This is a genomic window from Nocardia sp. NPDC003979 (assembly GCF_053605015.1).
In genome coordinates this window covers 1-18,373 of the sequence record NZ_JBSGIJ010000019.1, presented here as the reverse complement: position 1 = coordinate 18,373, position 18,373 = coordinate 1, and the positions used below count along the sequence as shown (strand labels likewise).

Below are 18,373 nucleotides of genomic sequence, written 5' to 3'. Positions count from 1 at the left end.
ATCATCATGATCGACGAATGGGCGCCCCAGCCCGGCGTGCTGATCGAGATCACCCCGACCGATGACGCGGTGCGGAGAATGCTCGACGCACCGGTTTCCACCGTCAAGCCCACCTCCGTGCAGCGATTCCACCTCCGGCACAGCTACGCCGAGCGGCAGCGTGGCAATGTCCTGGCCGCCATGTGTGTGCGCGCGTTCATGCTCGCGGGCCCGCTGGACGAGGCCGCATTGCAGCGCGCCGCGGAGGCGTTCGTGCGACGGCACGAAACATTGCGCTCCTGGTTCCGCCCCGACAGTTTCGCGGGCACCGGCTTTGTTCGGCACCTCGCCGACGACGGCCCCATCGGGTTGCGGATCGCGGATCGGGTGCGATACACCCGATCCGCCGACCTCCGGGAGGCAGTGACGCGGGTCGTCGACGCACACGCGGGCCGACTGCACGGCGTAGACACAGCTCGATGGCCCGCGTTCTTCGTCTGCGCCGTAGATCACGGCACCGACTGCACCGTGATCTTCGGTGTCGATCACGTCAACTCCGACGGCAATTCGCTCGACCAGGCGGTCTATGAACTCACCACCGCATATGAGGCGTATCGAGCGGGCACCGTGCCCGAACTCGCCGAACCGGGCAGTTTCGTGGAATTCGCCCGCGTCGAACAGGACTCGTTGAAGGCCGCGGACACCGATATCGCCGCGGTGCGTGACCTGGTGGCGGCGATGCGGCGACATCCGAATGGATACCCGCAGCCGCCGATCGAGTTCGGCCTGTCCGGCGCGGAAACCGCACCTGGCACCCTGAGCCGGACAACACTACTCGACGGGACCGGCGCCGCGAACTTCGAGCGCCGGTGCCACAGTTCAGGCGCGGGATTCGGCGCGTCCTTGTTCGCCGCGCTGGCGCTCACCGAGGCCGCGCTGGATGGCCGACGGATCCACGAGTGGCTCAGTCTGCGCAGCACCCGGCTGGAGCCCCGATTCGCCACCGCCCAAGGATGGTTCGTGAACATCGCGCCGATCCGGATCGAACGCGACGAGGGAGATGGATTCGACGAACTCGCGGCTGCGGCCGCGGCCGCGGTGCGCGCTACCCACGTTCTCGGCGCCATACCCATGCTGGGCTTGCTGGCGACCGACCCGGGCGGCATTCCACCGATCACGCCGATGGTGTCGTACTTGGATCTGCGTCGCCTGCCCAGCACCGGTCTGCCGAATCTCCACGCCCACCACAGTTTCCGCTTCCGACGACCCATGGGGCGCAGCACGCAGACCTGGTTCGACCGACACGCCGACCGCGTCGAGGTCACGATGCAGCATCCCGACACGCCGATCGCGCGCGCGACGGCCGCCCGCTACCTGGCCGCGCTGCGCGAGACCATGACCGCGATCGCGCAACCCCACGTCATGGAGGTGCGATGAATTCCCGTCTCGCCGATTTGGACTGCCTGAGCGCCCGAACCCAGAAGATCCGCGGGCCGGTCGGCATCCACTGCGTGTGGCTTTACGACCGCGCGGTGGACCTGGCCGGGCTCCACGATTTCCACGAGGCCCTGCGGCGCGGACCGCTCAGCCGCACCATTGTGCCCGCCGCGTTCGGCCCTGCGGGCGACCGCTGGACCGCCGTCGGCCGGTTCGCCGACCTCGTCGTCGAACCAGGCCAGGTCAAACGCGCCGAACTGCAGGAATGGATCGCCGAGCGCGCCTGCGCCCAGTTGTCCGTCTACGGTGGTCCAGCCTGGCGATTGACGGCCGCTGCACTCGACAACGACACCGCGGTCGTGTCGCTGCTGGTGTCGCACAGTCTCGCCGACGGACTCGGCACCTATCTCGCGGTCGCCGCCGCCGTGCACGGCCTACATCTCGCGCCCACCTACGACTCCGACGGATACGGCCGCCTGCGCCTGTTCGCCGATGAAGTCCACTCAGCCGTGCGCCGCACCATCCGTGCCGCCAAAGCGCTCCCTCGAGCACTCACGGCGACCAACGAACGCCGGAACGTGCTGTCCGCTGGCGTAGTGGCGACGGGCTTGCCGACGTGGTCCGCACGCCCCCGCATCCCGGTGGTCGGGGCCTCGGTGCCCGCTGCGGAGTGGAAGGCCGCGGCGGACGAACGCGGCGGATCGTCGAGCACTCTCGCGGTCGCGATCAGTGCCGGCATCGCTACCGCCCTTGGCCGCACCGACGAGCAAGGTAAGGCTGGCGTCTCCATCGCTGTGAACACCCGCACCGCCGACGACTTCCGGGCCAACGCACTCACCGAAATCCATCTCGACGTCGACGTACAGGACGGACCTCTCGCCGATCTGCTACCCCTGCGCCGCCGAATGAAGGAAATGCTCACCGACCCGTCATGGAAGCGCTCCGTCGAAGCGGGCATCACGGTAGCGGCCGTGCTTCCACGATCACTGCTGCCGACCGTGGTGCGTTCGGTGTTCGCCGCCGACTACCTGTCCACCGGATGTTCACTGCCCGGCGCCATGGACGATGCGGTATTGCGGATCGACGGGGCGCCAGCCACCGAGGTGTTGGTGTACCACACCGTGTATCAGCGACTCGAGTCGGAAGCGGATCTGTGTGAACGGGGCGGAGTGCTCACCGTCGCCGCCGTCGAGATCGCCGGCAAAATCCGGCTCTCGATACGTGGCTGGCACCCGACCACGCGTGCCGATGACACTGACCTCGCCCATGTCGTGTCCGACGTGTTCCGGGGATACGGGCTCGAACCCCACATCGTCCGATGACCACCATCCGAAAGACTCCGTCATGACCTGCGAAACCCCCGCCATCCGCGCAGATGAGCTCGGCAAGGACTTCGGCTCATTGTGTGCCGTGCGTTCGGTGGATCTGCTGATCCCGGCCGGTTCAGTATTCGCGTTGCTCGGCCCGAACGGCGCTGGGAAGACCACTACGGTGCGGCTGCTATCGACCCTGTTGCGGCCCGACCGCGGCCGCGCCGAGGTCTTCGGCTACGACGTGGTGCGGCAACCAACCGCCGTGCGCTCGATGATCGGGATCACCGGCCAGTACGCGTCCCTCGACGACAATCTGTCGGCGCGTGAGAACCTGATGATCTTTGGCATGCTGCTGGGCTGGTCTGGCCGCGTGGCCACCCGGCGCGGCGACGAACTGCTCGAACAGTTCGAGCTAGGCCACGCAGCGACCCGGCCCGTACGCACCCTCTCAGGCGGTATGCGCCGCCGCCTCGACATCGCCACGACGCTGCTCGGGTCGCCGCCGCTGATCTTTCTCGACGAACCGACCACCGGGCTGGATCCACACACCCGAATCGGCATGTGGGACACCGTGCGAACGATGGTGGCGCGCGGCAGCACAGTCCTGCTCACCACCCAATACTTGGAGGAAGCCGACGCTCTGGCCGACCGGATCGCGATCATCGATGACGGCACGGTCGTAGCAGAGGGCACGGCTGATGAGCTGAAGACCTCCATCGGCGGCGCTGTGTTGCGGATCAGGTTGCGCGACGGTGACCGTCGCGGTGAGGCCGTCGATGTGCTGGCACGGATTGCCGCCGCACAACCGTCGGTGTCGGCGTTGGACGGCGAGATCACCACCGCGCTCAGCGACGTCGATCGTGTCACCGACGTGCTGGTGGAGCTGCGTGGGCACGACATCGCCCTCGAGCACATGACTGTCGACCGTCCGGATCTGAACGAGGTGTTCCTCACCATCACCGGCAACCTGATCCAGACTGGGGAGCTCGCATGACTGTCACGACGGAACTGTCAGCCACTCCCGATTCCGTAGCCCCCACCATCACCAGGGTGAGTCCGCGCGCTGCGGTGCGCCAGGCAGGGGTGATGGCCTACCGGGTGATGCTGAATTACCGGCGCAGCCCACAGTTGTTGTACGACGCCATCTTGTGGCCGATCGCCGGGCCGGTATTGTTCGCGAATCTGTTCGGGATAGCGCTGGCCGGCAGCGTTCGCGGCTACCTGCCACATATGATCCCCGGAGTGCTGGTGCAGATCGTGCTCACCGCGGCGGTGGCCACCGGTGTCCATCTGTGCGAAGACATACAAACGGGGGTGTTCGACCGCTTTGTGTCGATGCCGGTGTCCCGGTTGGCCCCGGTGGCGGGCACGCTCGTGGCAGGCATGCTGCGCTATGTGCTGTCTGGTGGTTTGGTGGTGTCGACCGGCGTGGCCATGGGTTACCGGCCGGAGCAACCCATCGGGCTGTTGCTGGCGGTACTGCTGGTGATCTACTGCACGTTCGCGATGAGCTGGGTCTTCGCCACCGTCGGCATCCTGGTGACCAAGCCGTCGGCCGTGCAGGGTATCTCGGTGATGATCCTGATGACGTTCACTTTCGCGTCGAACGCGATAATCCCGCCGGTCGCGATGCCGGATTGGTTGCGCACGTTCACCGAGGTCAACCCGGTGTCACACCTGGTGTCAGCCGTCCGAGCCGCCGCGGATACCGGCGCGTTCACCACTGACGCTATCTGGTCGTGGGGGGTGTCGACGGCGGTGATGCTCGTTTTCGCACCGGCAACGGTGCGTCTTATCCGCTCGCGTAACTGATAACTCAAGTCGGTACCTGTCGACCACGCCGAAGCATGATCAAAGACATAGTCGCTTCGACGGCGGGAACAGAGCGGAGACAGCATCTCCTGCGATGCTCGACGGCGGGAGTGCCGTGGTCTGAACTCCGTTCGGGAGGAGGAGCCCGGCGACATGCTCGCCGTCCGGGAAGCTGATCGGCTCGGCCCAACCTCTCCCGTGGCGTCGTAGTCGCCTGGCAGTTGCGCACGGCGAAGCCAAAGCGGCGCAGGTAGCCTGCGGCGTCCACCGGTCGTTCAGACCAGTACGGCGCCGCCGCTCAGTGCGCGAGCAGGTCACTACTGATCGTGGCCGCCGCTGGTCAAGTGACGGTCCTGCGCGGAGTGTCGATCAAGGCCAGGGGCCATCGGGTGGACAGACGCAGGTGTGTGGTTGCCTCGGTGAGTCGTTGGAAGGTTGTGGAGGCGCGGCTGAGGCGGGTGATCGTCGTGGTCAGCAGGATGGGGTCGCCGGGTCACGATGTTACGGTCGGCCCGGGTGTCGGGGTGAGTGTGGAGGGTGGCGAGCTGTTCGTTTGGTCGCGATAGTGGCCCCACAGCTGCTTGACAGTCATCGAGTCCGACAGCTCGTCATCGAGATCGACACGGATGTCGACGGCGGCGGCCCGATGTGTCACGGATGTAGATGCGTGCCTTCCAATGACCGGGGGCGATCTCGGTGAGCATCGGCTTGCCGGTTACCCTGAGAGGCCTCGGTGGTCTACCCCGTCTCACTGTCGTGCTCGGGTGGCGTGTCGCTCGAGTTCGTCAGGGCAGATTCGAGTGCGTCTATGTCCCAACGGAATTCCTTCCCAACTCGGATAGGTTTGGGTAGCCAGGTGTGCTGGCCTGGTTGGTGGGCCCAGCGTCGCAGCACTTCTGGGTGGATGCCGAGGTGCTCGGCTGCGGTTCTTGTGTTGACCCACCGACGCAGCGGCGCCGGTGTCGGTTCGGTGTCGAAAGATCGTCACGCATCGGCGCGTCGCTGGTCGTAGTGGACATCGATCACTGATGGGCGGTGCTGCCCGCCGTGCCTGCGAGGTGATGGGCCGTCGCGGAGAAAACTCGCGTTCTTGTTCGGAGTGCGGTGGCACGCGCGGTTCCGAGGGCTGTGTAAATCGGGAGGGCGTTTCGACCACACTACGCACACCGTCTGATTCAGCGGACGTCATTGTTGCTGGACTGACGGCGCAATCGTCCTGAAGCTCCTCTTATCCGGCGGTCTACTCCGCCAACCGCCGCTCCAGACAGGGCGGGTTGGCGGAGGATTTGAACCTGCGGCCACTTGACGCCGGTTCGCGTCGACTCGAAGCTACCGGAAAGTGCCCAAAATCACTGGTAGAGAAGGACTTCGGCGCGCGCCGCATTCTGGTTGCTTCCCATCGTTTCCCGCTGTTTCCGGTTATTTCTGTGTGTTTAATGTGTGTTGGGTCGAGTACTGCGGACACGGCTTTGCTGCGCTTTCGAGAAGTCGTCGACTGCGCCTGTGCTCGGTCGGTGTCGTGACGATGCACGGGCAGGCTGCTCGATGGACGGCTAGGGTGCTGTGGCACTGCGATATGACGGTGGCTGCTGAGGGCGCGTGATGAGGTGGTGTGTATGTGGAGCCGGATGCTGGTCGGCCTTGTCGGTGATTTCGGTTCGGAGCGGTCGAAAGTGAATGAAATTTGGCTGGTTGGCCTGCAAACGCGCAGGTCAATTAGTGTGCTCCCCGCGCGAGCGGGGATGAGCCCTCGAACCAGTCGCGCGGCGGGTTCTCCCCGATGTGCTCCCCGCGCGAGCGGGGATGAGCCCCGGTGTACAGCAAGGACCGGGCGACTGTCGTGGTGCTCCCCGCGCGAGCGGGGATGAGTCCGATACCGGTTTCGCGCCGAGTTTGGGAACACGGGTCGGCGGAGCGGCTCTGGGTCGCGCAGTTCGGCAGCGCTACCCTCCCGTAGGCCGCTGGGCAGACTTTCGCCCTTGGACTGCCGGCTCCGTCGAGCTTCTACTCGTTGATCGTCCCGTGGCGAGCCGTAGTCAGGCGCATCGAGAATCGACGGTGCAGTTTGTGACCGATCGGGGTCCGGTGGTCCCTTTTCCGATTCGACCACTCGATATTTATTGATGGATCATTATTCTTGGTATGCCCTCAGGGGATCCATCCCCTGAGGGCATTGTCAAGACGAGGTGGTCTGCGGGAACAGTGCCTCGTCGTACCCGGGTGCTCGGCTGGCGTTGCGATCATCCTGGGTAATTTCAGACCCTACCTCGATTGTTACCGATAAGTAGTCTCGATAAGAGGTGGTTACCGGTAAGTAGTGTTCGGGTCTGCTCCTAAACGGTATGACAGATCGAACGCAGGTGGCATGCCCTGCACACCCCGGCTGGACACGAAACACGAGAATGGCCTGTGAACAGGGCGTTAGACACGCTGTGCCGTTATGGATGTTTGCTGGTGGTCGTTGACGCTCCGCAGGACACGCCGATATGCCATGTGGGCCAGGGCACAGTCTGCACACCGTTGAACGTCCGCTGAGGTTTCGGCGAACTGATGTTCGACACTGGACGGTAGATCTGTTGGACGCCAACTTCGATCATTCGGATATTTGATCGCTCCGAGGGGGCGTTATCTTCCTGTGATGGGGCACAATGGCCGGAGTCGGGGTGGTTCACCGCCCCGACGACTGGTGTGTGAAGCGGGAACTTCCACGCCGGTGGTCGTGACTTGCTTTGCTTTTGAGTCTCGGCTGGCGCGACGTCGGCACCCGCCCGGGTGCCGACGAATCGTTGGCGGCCGGGTGCAGTTGAGCGCGTCTTTGTGATGGGTGTCCTGCGTGTGGGTGGCGGGCATCAAGAAGGAGATCTTGCCTGCCCCGGCCTCCAGCATGACCTGGAGATGACAACCTCGATGCCCAAGTTGCGGCGGCAGCGCCACGACCTCGAATCTGCCGTACCCTCTTCACTGGCAGTAACCAGCCCACCGCTAGCGGCTCCGGTCGCGTCACTGTCGTGGCCGGAAGCCTTCCTTACCGCGATCATCGTGGTGGCCGGCTTCGCTTCCCACGTGTTCCTGGTCTCGCACGGCACCGCCCCTGGTGATGCGGTGAAGTCGTTGATGGCGATCGCGATCCCGTTGGTGGCGTTGGTATTGCCCAATGCTGTCCTCGGTGCACTCGCTCGGGGCGTGCGTCGGGCGCTGATCGCCAGCATCGGAGCGGGCACCCGATGAGTCTGCAGTTGCCCCTTGGGGCGGACAACGCCACCACCGATGACGAGGCCGCCGCGGCGTTCATGGCGATGCTGCGGCGCATCCATGAAACATCCGGCCTGACAGCGGGACAGGTCGCGGCGTTCTCCGGGCTGCCGCGTTCGACGGCATACCGGTTCATCAATAAGCAGAACAACTCGCTGCCGAAGAACCGCAACCAGGTCCAGGCGTTCCTGGACGCGTGCCGGGTGCCCGAACGTAGTGCGGCGACCATACTGGGAATGTGGGATGAGATCCGCATCAACGGTGGCGGCCGGGACAAGAGTCATATCCTCATCGAGGTACCGCCTGACGCAGACGCCGAATCTTCGCCGCCGTCGCCGACGACCACGCTGCACGAGCCAGGCGATGACGAAGACCCCGCGGTCACGCTGTCGGCGCTACGGCCGGACGGGCACCCTGTTCCGGACGCGGCCGAACAAGTCGATGCTGCACCCGAGGAGGAGGTGGTGGGCTCCTTCAGGTCGCCTTCCGCTCCGTCAGGGACGGAGTTCTACGCCATCGTGCAACCGAAATTCGGCTCTACGGACCGGAATACCGCCAGCCTGGAACTGCGCCGGGTCGCCACCAAATGCGGCCCTTTGGCGATGACCCTGCTCGCGATCTATGCCTTGGCGGGCGCCGCCTGGTTCAGCCAGAACCTCTCTGGCGGCGTCATCGGCTTCCTCGCCACGGTCACCGTGGCCGCTGTACTGCTGGCGATCGCGGGACGCACGCTCTACAAATCCGACTCGATCAGGATGACCGCGACCAAGTCGATCGCGGCGGCGACCAGCGGGATCGGTGTGGGTTTGCTGTCTTGGGTGACAGTCCCGATAGTGCCCTTCGCTATGTTCACCGGTTTCATCGTGTTCACGATGGCACCCCGCTGGTTCGACCGATCACGGTGGACCAAAATCGCTTCCGCGCCTGGCATCTTCGCCGCGATCGCCTCGTTGTGGTGCGGTGCGGTCCTTGCGACCACTACCGCCGCGACTGGGTTCGCGCTGCCTGGAGCCGTGTTCCTCGGCGCGCTGACCACCATTACCGCGACCGTTGAGCTGGCTGCCTACAGCCCCGACAAGAAGAGGCCCCCACCAGCCTCGACAAACCCCTACCTCCACATCGGTTCCTCCGACTCCCTATGGCAGCGCAGGCCCGAGTAGCTGTCATCTCGTCGGACGCGCGGGCGACTCGCCAGGTCGGTGGACTCGTCCGCGCGAAACGTACCCACTGGCGGGCGCGAGTGCCGGTAGGTGCTGATGGCGAACCTACCGGCGACGGGGATGAAGGCTTCCTCGGCATGGCCGAGGACCAGTAGCGGTGCGTGGGGCAGTGTGCATTCGGTCGATCGTTGAATAGACGGTGCGGGGGTCTGTCAGCCGGTAGTGTGTGATTCCTCACGCCGTGTTTCGCTGTCGCGCTGCAGGTTTGGGCAGTCAGTCGCAGGTCGTCCAGGAGGGGGAGCGTGTTGCCGGAGCAGAGTACGATGCCCGAGCGCAGACTGCGGGAGCTGCGCGAACGGACGATCGCGGCGCTGGAGGAGCATTTCCGGCCGGCGACGATCGGCTACCTGTTCGCTGTGGCCCGAAAGCGCCTCGGCGAGGACCGTTTCGTCGAGGATGTCGTACTCGACTGCTATGTCAAGCTGCTGCACCGAGTCGTTGACGTACCCGCCGACGAGGCCGAGGTAGCGCTCGAGCAGATGACGGATTCGTACGCATCCCGGACGTTCGTGTCGACGGTGGTGTCCAGGGCCGCCATCGATCGGGTCCGCCGGAAGCAGAGGGAGAGCAGCCTCGACGACGGAGAACTTCCCGAACCCGATTTCGGGGAGCTGCGCACCGACCCGGCCGACGGTGGCGGGGAATACGTCTTGCATGATCCCGCTGCTGAAGTGGTGCGACGGGATATGAACGAACTGACCCGTGCCGGTGTCGGCGCCATACTCATGGCGCTGTGGAACCGCAGAAACCGCCGGGCCAAGACCCTGCTCAGTCTGACCGATCAGGACGTCGAGCACCTCGCGCTGCTTTACCGCTTCGTGCCGGTGCTGTATCCACAGGGCAGCACCCGCGACTCGGACCGCGGCATGAACAACCTGCTCGCCACGCACTACGGTGTGAACAAAGGGACGATCTCGCGCCGGACGACCCGCATTACGAACATCACCGGGCTCGCCCTATACCTGGCGTGTGTCCTTGGCTGGGCATCGACCAGGCCCACGGCGACCGACGCCGAAAAGCACTTCGACGTCTTTGACGGGCTTTCCGCCGACCCCAGCCGGGCTGGCGACCTCATCCGGCTCCGGCTGGCCGGACGCTCGCTCCGCACCAGCCCCGCCCATGGCACGCGAGCCGATATGTCGGTCTTCTCTACTGAACTCGCAACTGAGCTCGCCGCTCGACGCAAGAAGGTTTCTGCGCAACAGCCAGATCCGTCGCCTCCGCAGGATGTGGGTGACCGGGCCGTCCTCACAGAACGGTTGCACGCTGCCGAGACCCGTTACGCCGACGATGTCACCAGCCCCTATCCGGCATGCGTCGCCGTCTGCGGCCCGCACAACCCGGTAATGTACCGACCCCTGGAGTTCTGAATTATGGCCGGACTCTCGGACGATCCCATCGCCACCGGCGAGCTCGACCATCTCCTGATCTTCGATGTAGACGACGAGTTCGATCCTGCCGACGCCACCGATGCTGGCGATGAAGACGCCGGGCCGCAGGCCCCGCTGCTCGAGGTCGCCGCGGTCGCCGCCGCGCTGACCGGCACAGCTCGGGTGCCGACGGAGATCGCGCGCGCCTCGGTCCTCGGGTTCGACTCCGAGCTCGCTCGGCTCGTCCTCGCCGTCCCCGAGTACCAGGACCAACTGCGCAGGCACTGGACCGAGCATGGCGTAGCCGAGCCGGTCCGTGCCGCCGCCGCAGAGGATTCGGAGCTGGGGCAGTTGTGTGCCCAGTTGATCGAGCGCTGCGGGACCGGAAGTGCCCAGACGGCATCCGATCCAGCAGAAACGTTGCGCGACAACGTTATCGCGGGGCCGTGGTCTGTTGCACCGACGCTGCCCCGGATCCGCGCGGCCGCGAGCAGTGAGCCGACGGCTCCGGTGTTCCGGGTGCGCAACGACGACTGGGGTCTCGAGTACGTCCAATCCGTGGCCGAGGACGGCAGCGCCCTGATCGAGATTCGGGTTCTCCCCGAACAGGCTGAGCCCCTGCACATCGTCCGGGTCGACTTCATGGACACTACGCGGCTGGTCGTGCTGCGCCTCATCCGCGGCGTGCTGTCCGGGCACGCCAGAGTGCCGGGAACGCCTGCATGGGCACCGGACGGCGCGGCCATTCATCGCCCATTGTCCGCGGAGACCGTGCCGGACTCTTGGCTGCCGGCGGTCACCGCCGCCGTCTCCGGCGCCTCCACCAGCGAACGCAACTTGTGGCGCCGAGTGCACCGTGCACTCGACGCGGCGCACCCGGTCGCCCGCGCGATCGAAGCGGGCATGCGATGACCGAGACCTCAGCGCACGCCCACGATGACGCCGATGAACGCGACCGGCTTATCGGCAAGGAACAGCAATGGCTGCGCCGTTGCACCGCCGCCATCGGCGCGCCTGGCGCCTTTGATGAGCTGCGCGCCGCACTTGCCGAAGGCGAGCAGGTATACGAAGCTCTGCAATCACACGCGCACGTCGATTGGCCGATCCCCGCCGGGGCAACGCATCCGGAACCGCCCGCCGAGTACAACGACGCCGAGGAAATTCCGACCCCTCTCATGGCAGCGGCACGAGTAATCCTGACGCTGGCCGAAGCCCTGGACGGCCACCACGATTCCCACGATGCGATCTCCCTCGCGCTACGTCATTTCGACGCGTGCGGTGTGCACTCGGTGGGCAACCACCTGCTGGGCAAAGGGGGGCTCACCTCCGGCGCCGGCCCGCTGCCGGAACTGGTCGCACGGCTGGTCGGCGAGGGCGCCCACCCCAGCCGCGGCTTTGTCATCCTGCTGCTCGGTGTGCTCGCTGGCAGATCACCGAAGGTCAAGCGCAGCACCAGGGTTCCAGTGGTGTTCGTCTCGAACAGCACCCAACACCGCAACGCCGGCGACACAGGTTGGCTGACCGTGAGCCTGCTCGACGAGGGCCCGAGCGGGCTGCACGCCGATCCGGAGCTGATGGCTTTTCTCCTGGCAGACACCGCGCTCGATCGCGGCCTCGCCGAATCCTGGGAGGCGAGCGGTCTTCCCACGACCGACAGCTGCGTCATTTGGTCGGTGACCGACTCGGTGGGCAACCCCTGCGACTCGCTGCAAGGCGACTCGATGGCAGCAGCCTTTGCGGTTGCCCTCGACGACCTGGCGCCCCGCACAACGCTGCGCCGCCTACGCCGATTGCGCTCACTCGATCCGAACAGCGTGGTCACGGCCGGGCTCCGCGACAAAACCTTGACCAAAGTCGAAGGGTACGAGGCAAAGCTGGATGCCGCTCGCGCGCAGCAGTGGCGCGTGGTGGTGGCCGGATCGGCGCTCGACGAGGCGGCTGCGACGGGGATCGACGTAAAGATCATCGGTGCGGACAGCGTCGACGACGCCATCACTGCCACCCGAACCAGGGTGAACACGACTTTGGTCGGGGTATTGGCTACGTTGGCCGTCGTTCTGACCCTGGTGATCCCGATAGCCGCAGTGGGGTACTCGAAGTACCAGGAGAGCAGACGCGCCGAGCTCGCTACCGAACTCGCCGCGCTGTCGCGAGAGAAGGTCAACCAGGACTCACGGCTTGCCGCGCTACTCGCACTCGCTGGCGATTCACTGAATTCGACGGAGACGACCCGCGCAGCGATGCGGACCGTGGCTGAGAACAACAAGTCGGTGGTGGCCTCCGCACACGCAGCCGACAGCGCGGTCGAGTACGTCGCGTCTTACGGGACAACCGTTCTCACCGCCGCGTGGAAGGACGATTCGGTGAAGGCATGGGCGCTGCCCGATATGCGACCGCTCGGCGAGATTTCCGTTCCGGCACCGGTGTGGGGTATCGGAGGTGGCGGGTACCGTGCGACCGGAATGTTCGCTGTGGTGGCCGGCTCGACCCTACGGATCTACCAGGGCGTCGACGGGGTGACTCCAGGCGAGGCCGCCGTCTTTGAGAGCGGGTTCGGCGGCTCGGAAATCTTCGGGCCGTTCGTGGACCCGGAGAGCAATGCGGTGGTCGCCTTCGACGCGAACTACCGTGGTCTCTTCTGGGCTCCCGGTATGGAGGAACCTGATCGGTTCGATCTGTCGGTGAACGCGGAGAACTCGATCGCAGAACCGGGCATCGCGGATGAGACAGTGGTCGCGGTCAGCAACTTCAACAAGGCTGCCGTCTTCGAACCCTCGATCCAACAGGCCAAAGACACCTCGAACCAAACGGTCACCATCGCGGGCTCGAACAACACGCTGCGCCAGTTCACGATCGAGGCCGCGCCGGGACAGGCCCCGCCGAGTGAGGAACCCGGAAACTACGACTCTCCTCCGGATACCCGGCGGATCTACTCGACTCGGCTTGTGACAGAGGACGCCGGTGCGCCGATCCACGCGGTGGCGATTTCGTCGGAGGGATCCATCCTTGCCGGCACCGACGACGGGCTGAAGCAATTCCACCGGCACGGCGATGACGCCGACGTCAACGGGTTGATCCGTGACAGGATCACCGATTTCGCGTATCTCGGCTTGTTCTCCGACGAGTTCGCGGTGGTTACCTCGAAGGGGCTCGGCTACGTCGAGGACGGGCGGCTGACAGCGGCGCTGACCAACACCACCGCCGACGCCGCCGTCGACCGGGCCATCCGGTCGATCGCCAAAACACAGGACGGCACTGTTGTGGCCGGACGCGCCGACGGCAGTGTTTTCGTGCATGACCCCGCCAACTCGATGACCCGGCTGAAGCAGCGATACGGTGCTACAGCCCTCGGGTTTACCCCGGACGGCCTTCTGATGATGGCGGGCGTTGCTGGCAAGGCGTCGAACGAATTCGGCAGAATCGCGTTGGAAGAGATGTCCAGGGAGCGTGAGGCGGAGCAGAAAATCAGCACTCCCTACGGCCTGCCCGTTGATGTGAGGCCAGGGCTGAAAAATTTCCGGTACACCCTCGGCGACGTCGAGGCCCAAGTCTTCTCGGTCGCTGCCGACGAGCGCTACGCCGCTGCGGCAGGTTACCGGCGATCGGATGCCGCCGCCACCGTGTGGATTTGGAATCGCTCGGACGAGACAACCGAGTCGCATTTCCGTGTGCTGCGATTTCCTGGCTCTCGCCCGGAGGATGGGCCGGACCTCGCGAGCGCAGTCACGTTGTCTGCCGACGGCAGTCGCGTGTACGGCCTGTCGCCGTCGCGAGCGGTGGTCGTCGCGTGGGACTCCGCGAGCGGAGACGTGCTGTGGACGCGTCCGCTCGCGATGGAGAGCCACCCCGACGCGATCATCAGAACGTCGGCCACCGTCGACACGAACCGCAAGCTGTGGTTGATCGATTACTGGAGTCAGGGGCAGCGAGCGCACGCGGTCATCGATCTCGACACGGGGGAAATCCGGGAGCCGACGATGTTCGCCGACTACCAAGACAGCTTCCTTTCACCGGACGGCAGCAAGGTCGCGGTAACCAGGGCAAACGAGGTCGCGATTTACTCCATCAAAGGTGAACAACTGGTCGCACCGGTCAATCTCGGCTATACCGTAGGCGCTGTCGCGTGGTCACCCGACAGCACGCGGATGGCGATCGACCTGTTCGGTAGCGGCCAGATCACTTTCCGCTCCGCCGACCGGCTCGATGAGGTGGCGCCGGTCTGGCGGGTCACCGGGCTCGGCGACCTCGATCAGGTAGCCGAGTTGGCCTGGAGCCCGGACGGCAACTACCTCGCCGCCAGCACCGGAACGAATGAGCGTGGCTCCTTCTTCCGAACGAAGAATGTCGAGGTCCTGCTCGTCGAGAATCTCGACATGCGGACCGCGATGTGCAACATCGCCGGCTCAGACCTCACGACTGCGGAATGGTCTCAATACGTCGGCAACGAAACCGAGCAGTTTCCGCTCTGCGTATCGGAAGGAGACCGCTGATGAGGAGGTATCGGTTCCTCGTCCGGTTCGCCTCAGCATCAGTGCTGCTCCTCGCGATCGCCGGCTGCGGGAAAAGTAATGACCAAGCGACGACGCCTACGGAACCGGGCGGTGCGCGACCCGTCGAGCACAACGACATCATGAACGCCGAAGTACCAAGTCTCTGCAAACATGAACCGGGACGCCTGGTCAACGGGGTACTGGGGCTGCAGGACCCTCGCCGTGGACCGGTGATGATCGGGTTCACTAATGGCGCCGAGCCCGGCACAACCCGCCCGCACGTCGCCTACGGAGACCTCACCGGCGACGGAGTCGACGATGCGGCGGTAGCGATGATCTGCACCGCCGGCGGGGTCGGCTGGCCGCCCTCGGTGCAGCTCTACACAGACGGCGGCGCCCGACTCGGCGGCGTGAACATGGCTGACTTCGACTACCAGGAGAGCGGACGGGGGAGTATCGAGACACTGGAGATCCGTGACCGCACTGTGTACATGACGTGGAAAGGGTATCGCGACAATGACTCTGGGTGTTGCCCCTCACTTCCGCTGCGTGGCGAGGCCCGCTGGACCGGTACCGAGGTCGTCGTCGAGAACGTCGAGGCGACCGAGTAGCCCGCAGTTCCCGCGCCGACGGTCGGCTACCTGCTCAGGCACAGCACCCCGTCGTGTCCGCCGATCGTGGCGCGGTCGCTGCTCGGCGGCATCTCCTCGACAACTCTGTCAGCGACCGAGTCCCGCAACCACGACTGTGGCATTGCGACGAGCGGCAACCGCGGCGTGGGATTTGCGCGGCGGATGGCTCCGATATGCCCGGCAATCGCGCGGGTGGAAGCGCTGACGTGGCCTTCAATCCATGCGATCAACTTGCGGCGAGGTTCAGACCGGTGACCATAGTGCTGGTGCACGAGTTCTGGTGCTCGTACAGCATCAGGACTATGGGATCGAGTTCGCCCGCTGGCAACGTCTGACATCGCGGTCAGATGGGCCTGATGCCACCGGCCGTCGGACTGAGGTAGGCAGGGTCGATACCCCGGTTTCCGGCGCGGACCGCCGACTCGGTCCCGATCACCCCCATATGAGCGTGGCCGCCCGCGTGTGGGCACCGCAGGTCTGGTGCACTCTACGTGGTTAGCGCGAGCGCGGGAGCGGCCTCGGCCGCGATCCACACCTTCGGCCGACATTGCTTTCAGCAGCGGGCGGCGAGGGTGCCCGATCCCCAGTAGTTGAGAGGTGCCGGGCGATGAAGCGCACATGGCCATGGGGCGGCCCGCTCACTCTCCGAGAGTCGATGTGGTCGTGACGCAACGTTGCTGCCCTTCGATCGTCTCCCCCTTGAAAGACGAGCAACCGGCTCGTCCTTCTCCGGGAGCGTCGGGGGCAGATCCGAAAGGCCAACTGTCGCAACCCTCCTTGGATCTCAACTGGCTCGACAGATAGGGGCGTGACAGGACATGTGGGAACAGCTGGGCAAGACGGTGCGTTTGGCGATGCGCGACTCGGACAAGCTGATGCGGTTCATGCTGTGCGTTATCGTGCTGACTGCGTCGGTGACAGTGTTGATGTTCGTGGCGGCCGCGGTCGCCTAGGCCTTCGGGGTCAGATAGCCGCAGCGAGCGGAGATGTGCATGGCGAGGCCGCCCGGTTCGCGGGCGTCCTCGCCGATCTTCATCGAGCGGTAACCGGCAGCGCGCACAAGCCCAAAGCGGAGCTGGGTCGATGCAATTCGCCAGTAACCCCGAAAAGATCGTGTCACCCAGCGCGAAAACTATTGCGAGCGAAGGCAATCCATTGGGTGGTAGGGTATGTGTCGCCGTCATCCACCCGCCGGTCGTGGAGAAGATCCTCGCCGATCAAATCGACTTCCTCACCACTCAGCTCCGTTCGGCAGCGCTACCTCCCGTATGCGGCTGGGGGACTTGGGCTTGAGTCCGACCTGGACGCGGTCCCCGCTGGGCTTACCATGCGCTGGAACTCGGGTCGGTCGAGGGATGCGTAAACCACATCAAGATGATCAAGAGACAGATGTGCGGCAGAGTTGGGCTTCCACTGGCGCACAAAGGCGTGCTTCTACGGCCGTGCAACGGTGACGCCGAATCCGTGGTGTTGTGGCACCGCCTGCGGGCAGAGCTCGCGCCCAGGTCAACGACGAGAAGGCCAAGCTCGAAACCGAGCGCGACATCCTGCGTTCGGCGACCGAGTATTTCGCCGGCCAGACGCGCTGGTGACCCGCTTCCAGTTCGTCGCCGACCAGTGCCACACCTTCGAGGTGAAGCGGATATGCCGGGTCATCGGCCTGGCCCGATCGTGGTGCCACGCCTGCATCAGTGCCACCGACAAATCGAGCAGCCCGCGCTGATGCCGATGCTGACCTTGCCACTCGGATCCGCGCCGTCTACGACGCCGACAACACCTGCGGGCGGCCCCGGATCACCGCCGAGCTCGACCACGGTGCACCTGCCGGAGAGCGGAGCAACCACAAACGCGTCGCAAGGACTATGCGCGAGAACAACATCTAGGGTTTGCGGCTACGCCGCGGGCACCGAACGACCGTGCCCGACCTGCCGATACCGGCCCAAGATCTGGTCCGCCGCGATTTCACGGCGTCGATACAGAACACCGAATACATCACCTACCTGCCCCTGCGGAGACGACGAATTCTTGCACTTGGCCACGGTGATCGACTGCTTCTCACACCGCGTGGTCGGCTGGCCGATTGCTGAGCACATGCGCACCGAACTGGTCGAAAACGCCCTCACCGCCGCAGCCGCGACCTGGGCAGTCTCGCCGGCGCGGTCTTCCACGCCGACCACGGAAGTCAGTACACCGCAAAGACGTTCGCCGTCCTGTGCACGAGGTTGGGCGTCACTTTATCGACAGGCGCGGTAGGCACGAGCGCGGATAATGCCCTCGTGGAATCGTTCAACGCAACCCTGAAACGCGAGACGTTGCAGGGCGCGGCCCGGTGGGAATCACCGCAAGCGGCGCGGTTGGCGGTGTTCCGGTGGATCACCCGCTACAACACCCGGCTAAGGCATCCCTCCCGCGTCTACCTCAGCCGCGTCGACTACGAAAGCGCCCACGCAGTCGATAGTGTGGCTTAGGCCGCGTAATCACAAACTCCGTGTCCAGTCTCCGGGGTCAGGCCCGTGATCGGTCAGGAGGTCGGTGGGGCTATTGGCGATGACTATGACCAGGTGCAGGGTGGGCGTCGTCGGGGGCAGTTCCCTGTTGTCGAGTGATCGACTGTGGGTGGCTGGGTTTTGGTGGGATAATGCCACCGTGATCACATGGCTCGCACAGGTGGCGCAGGACAAGCAAGATCTTGACGAGGCGGGGATGTCCTGGAAGGACTTGGCTCCGTTGGCGGCCGGTATCGGATCAGTGATTTCGGCGTTCATCGCGGGCTTGGTTTTGGTCGCGAACCTGGACACCAGTTGTGCGTGAATCTCGACACCACCTGCGCGAGCGAGATTTTCGTGTTCGCGAATTCTGACACCACCA

General features: G+C 65.0%; 15 protein-coding genes. 13 read left to right on the top strand and 2 right to left on the bottom strand.

What is annotated here, in order from left to right; all coding sequences use genetic code 11:
- Window positions 1–6 precede the first annotated feature (6 nt).
- The 12 genes from ACWEVR_RS28200 (at window position 7) to ACWEVR_RS28145 (ending at window position 17,388) form a co-directional block, all read left to right on the top strand.
- Window positions 7–1,416, top strand: coding sequence for a hypothetical protein (locus ACWEVR_RS28200; protein ID WP_452469387.1), 1,410 nt, complete (start codon window positions 7–9; stop codon window positions 1,414–1,416).
- Window positions 1,413–2,738 (top strand): hypothetical protein, encoded by a 1,326-nt coding sequence (locus ACWEVR_RS28195; protein ID WP_452469386.1) that lies wholly within the window; start codon window positions 1,413–1,415, stop codon window positions 2,736–2,738. Before ACWEVR_RS28200 ends, ACWEVR_RS28195 begins: the two co-directional genes overlap by 4 nt.
- 22 nt (window positions 2,739–2,760) lie before the next feature.
- Entirely contained in the window at window positions 2,761–3,723 is a 963-nt protein-coding gene (locus ACWEVR_RS28190; protein ID WP_452469385.1) for an ATP-binding cassette domain-containing protein, read from the top strand.
- Window positions 3,724–3,815: 92 nt separating this feature from the next.
- Entirely contained in the window at window positions 3,816–4,541 is a 726-nt protein-coding gene (locus tag ACWEVR_RS28185) for an ABC transporter permease (protein WP_452469384.1), read from the top strand.
- A 2,820-nt stretch (window positions 4,542–7,361) separates the two neighbouring features.
- Window positions 7,362–7,769 carry a hypothetical protein gene (locus tag ACWEVR_RS28180; RefSeq protein ID WP_452469383.1) on the top strand — a complete coding sequence of 136 codons (408 nt, stop codon included), beginning with the start codon at window positions 7,362–7,364 and terminating at the stop codon, window positions 7,767–7,769.
- A gap of 62 nt (window positions 7,770–7,831) precedes the next feature.
- On the top strand, window positions 7,832–8,953 hold the full coding sequence (locus tag ACWEVR_RS28175) for a hypothetical protein (RefSeq protein ID WP_452469382.1): 1,122 nt from the start codon (window positions 7,832–7,834) through the stop codon (window positions 8,951–8,953).
- A gap of 302 nt (window positions 8,954–9,255) precedes the next feature.
- On the top strand, window positions 9,256–10,383 hold the full coding sequence (locus ACWEVR_RS28170) for an RNA polymerase sigma factor (protein ID WP_452469381.1): 1,128 nt from the start codon (window positions 9,256–9,258) through the stop codon (window positions 10,381–10,383).
- Window positions 10,384–10,386: 3 nt separating this feature from the next.
- The gene (locus ACWEVR_RS28165; protein ID WP_452469380.1) at window positions 10,387–11,295 is read left to right on the top strand and encodes a hypothetical protein; all 909 of its coding nucleotides are present in this window, start codon (window positions 10,387–10,389) and stop codon (window positions 11,293–11,295) included.
- Window positions 11,292–14,873, top strand: coding sequence for a WD40 repeat domain-containing protein (locus ACWEVR_RS28160; protein ID WP_452469379.1), 3,582 nt, complete (start codon window positions 11,292–11,294; stop codon window positions 14,871–14,873). The genes ACWEVR_RS28165 and ACWEVR_RS28160 overlap by 4 nt, the downstream gene beginning before the upstream one ends.
- The gene (locus ACWEVR_RS28155) at window positions 14,873–15,484 is read left to right on the top strand and encodes a hypothetical protein (protein WP_452469378.1); all 612 of its coding nucleotides are present in this window, start codon (window positions 14,873–14,875) and stop codon (window positions 15,482–15,484) included. Before ACWEVR_RS28160 ends, ACWEVR_RS28155 begins: the two co-directional genes overlap by 1 nt.
- Before the next feature lie 839 nt (window positions 15,485–16,323).
- Window positions 16,324–16,458: a hypothetical protein gene (locus tag ACWEVR_RS28150; RefSeq protein WP_452469377.1), complete on the top strand. Its 135-nt coding sequence runs from the start codon at window positions 16,324–16,326 to the stop codon at window positions 16,456–16,458.
- 738 nt (window positions 16,459–17,196) lie between these two features.
- Window positions 17,197–17,388 carry an IS3 family transposase gene (locus tag ACWEVR_RS28145; protein ID WP_452469376.1) on the top strand — a complete coding sequence of 64 codons (192 nt, stop codon included), beginning with the start codon at window positions 17,197–17,199 and terminating at the stop codon, window positions 17,386–17,388.
- A 9-nt stretch (window positions 17,389–17,397) separates the two neighbouring features.
- Here ACWEVR_RS28145 and ACWEVR_RS28140 read toward each other — a convergent pair whose 3' ends face one another.
- Window positions 17,398–17,682, bottom strand: coding sequence for a hypothetical protein (locus ACWEVR_RS28140; protein ID WP_452469375.1), 285 nt, complete (start codon window positions 17,680–17,682; stop codon window positions 17,398–17,400).
- A gap of 45 nt (window positions 17,683–17,727) precedes the next feature.
- Between ACWEVR_RS28140 and ACWEVR_RS28135 the strand changes: the two genes are divergently transcribed.
- Window positions 17,728–17,973 (top strand): integrase core domain-containing protein, encoded by a 246-nt coding sequence (locus ACWEVR_RS28135; RefSeq protein ID WP_452469374.1) that lies wholly within the window; start codon window positions 17,728–17,730, stop codon window positions 17,971–17,973.
- A 9-nt stretch (window positions 17,974–17,982) separates the two neighbouring features.
- On the opposite strand, the gene ACWEVR_RS28130 is transcribed toward ACWEVR_RS28135, so the two are convergent.
- Window positions 17,983–18,373, bottom strand: a 391-nt coding sequence (locus ACWEVR_RS28130; RefSeq protein WP_452469373.1) for a hypothetical protein, incomplete at its 5' end; no start/stop codon positions are given.

Coding starts and splice junctions, on each gene's coding strand:
- ACWEVR_RS28165 (WP_452469380.1), top strand. CDS start 10,387: ATGGCCGGACTCTCGGACGATCCCATCGCCACCGGCGAGCTCGACCAT.
- ACWEVR_RS28150 (WP_452469377.1), top strand. CDS start 16,324: ATGTGGGAACAGCTGGGCAAGACGGTGCGTTTGGCGATGCGCGACTCG.
- ACWEVR_RS28185 (WP_452469384.1), top strand. CDS start 3,816: ATGGCCTACCGGGTGATGCTGAATTACCGGCGCAGCCCACAGTTGTTG.
- ACWEVR_RS28195 (WP_452469386.1), top strand. CDS start 1,413: ATGAATTCCCGTCTCGCCGATTTGGACTGCCTGAGCGCCCGAACCCAG.
- ACWEVR_RS28175 (WP_452469382.1), top strand. CDS start 7,832: ATGGCGATGCTGCGGCGCATCCATGAAACATCCGGCCTGACAGCGGGA.
- ACWEVR_RS28160 (WP_452469379.1), top strand. CDS start 11,292: ATGACCGAGACCTCAGCGCACGCCCACGATGACGCCGATGAACGCGAC.
- ACWEVR_RS28180 (WP_452469383.1), top strand. CDS start 7,362: ATGGGTGTCCTGCGTGTGGGTGGCGGGCATCAAGAAGGAGATCTTGCC.
- ACWEVR_RS28190 (WP_452469385.1), top strand. CDS start 2,761: ATGACCTGCGAAACCCCCGCCATCCGCGCAGATGAGCTCGGCAAGGAC.
- ACWEVR_RS28200 (WP_452469387.1), top strand. CDS start 7: ATGATCGACGAATGGGCGCCCCAGCCCGGCGTGCTGATCGAGATCACC.
- ACWEVR_RS28155 (WP_452469378.1), top strand. CDS start 14,873: ATGAGGAGGTATCGGTTCCTCGTCCGGTTCGCCTCAGCATCAGTGCTG.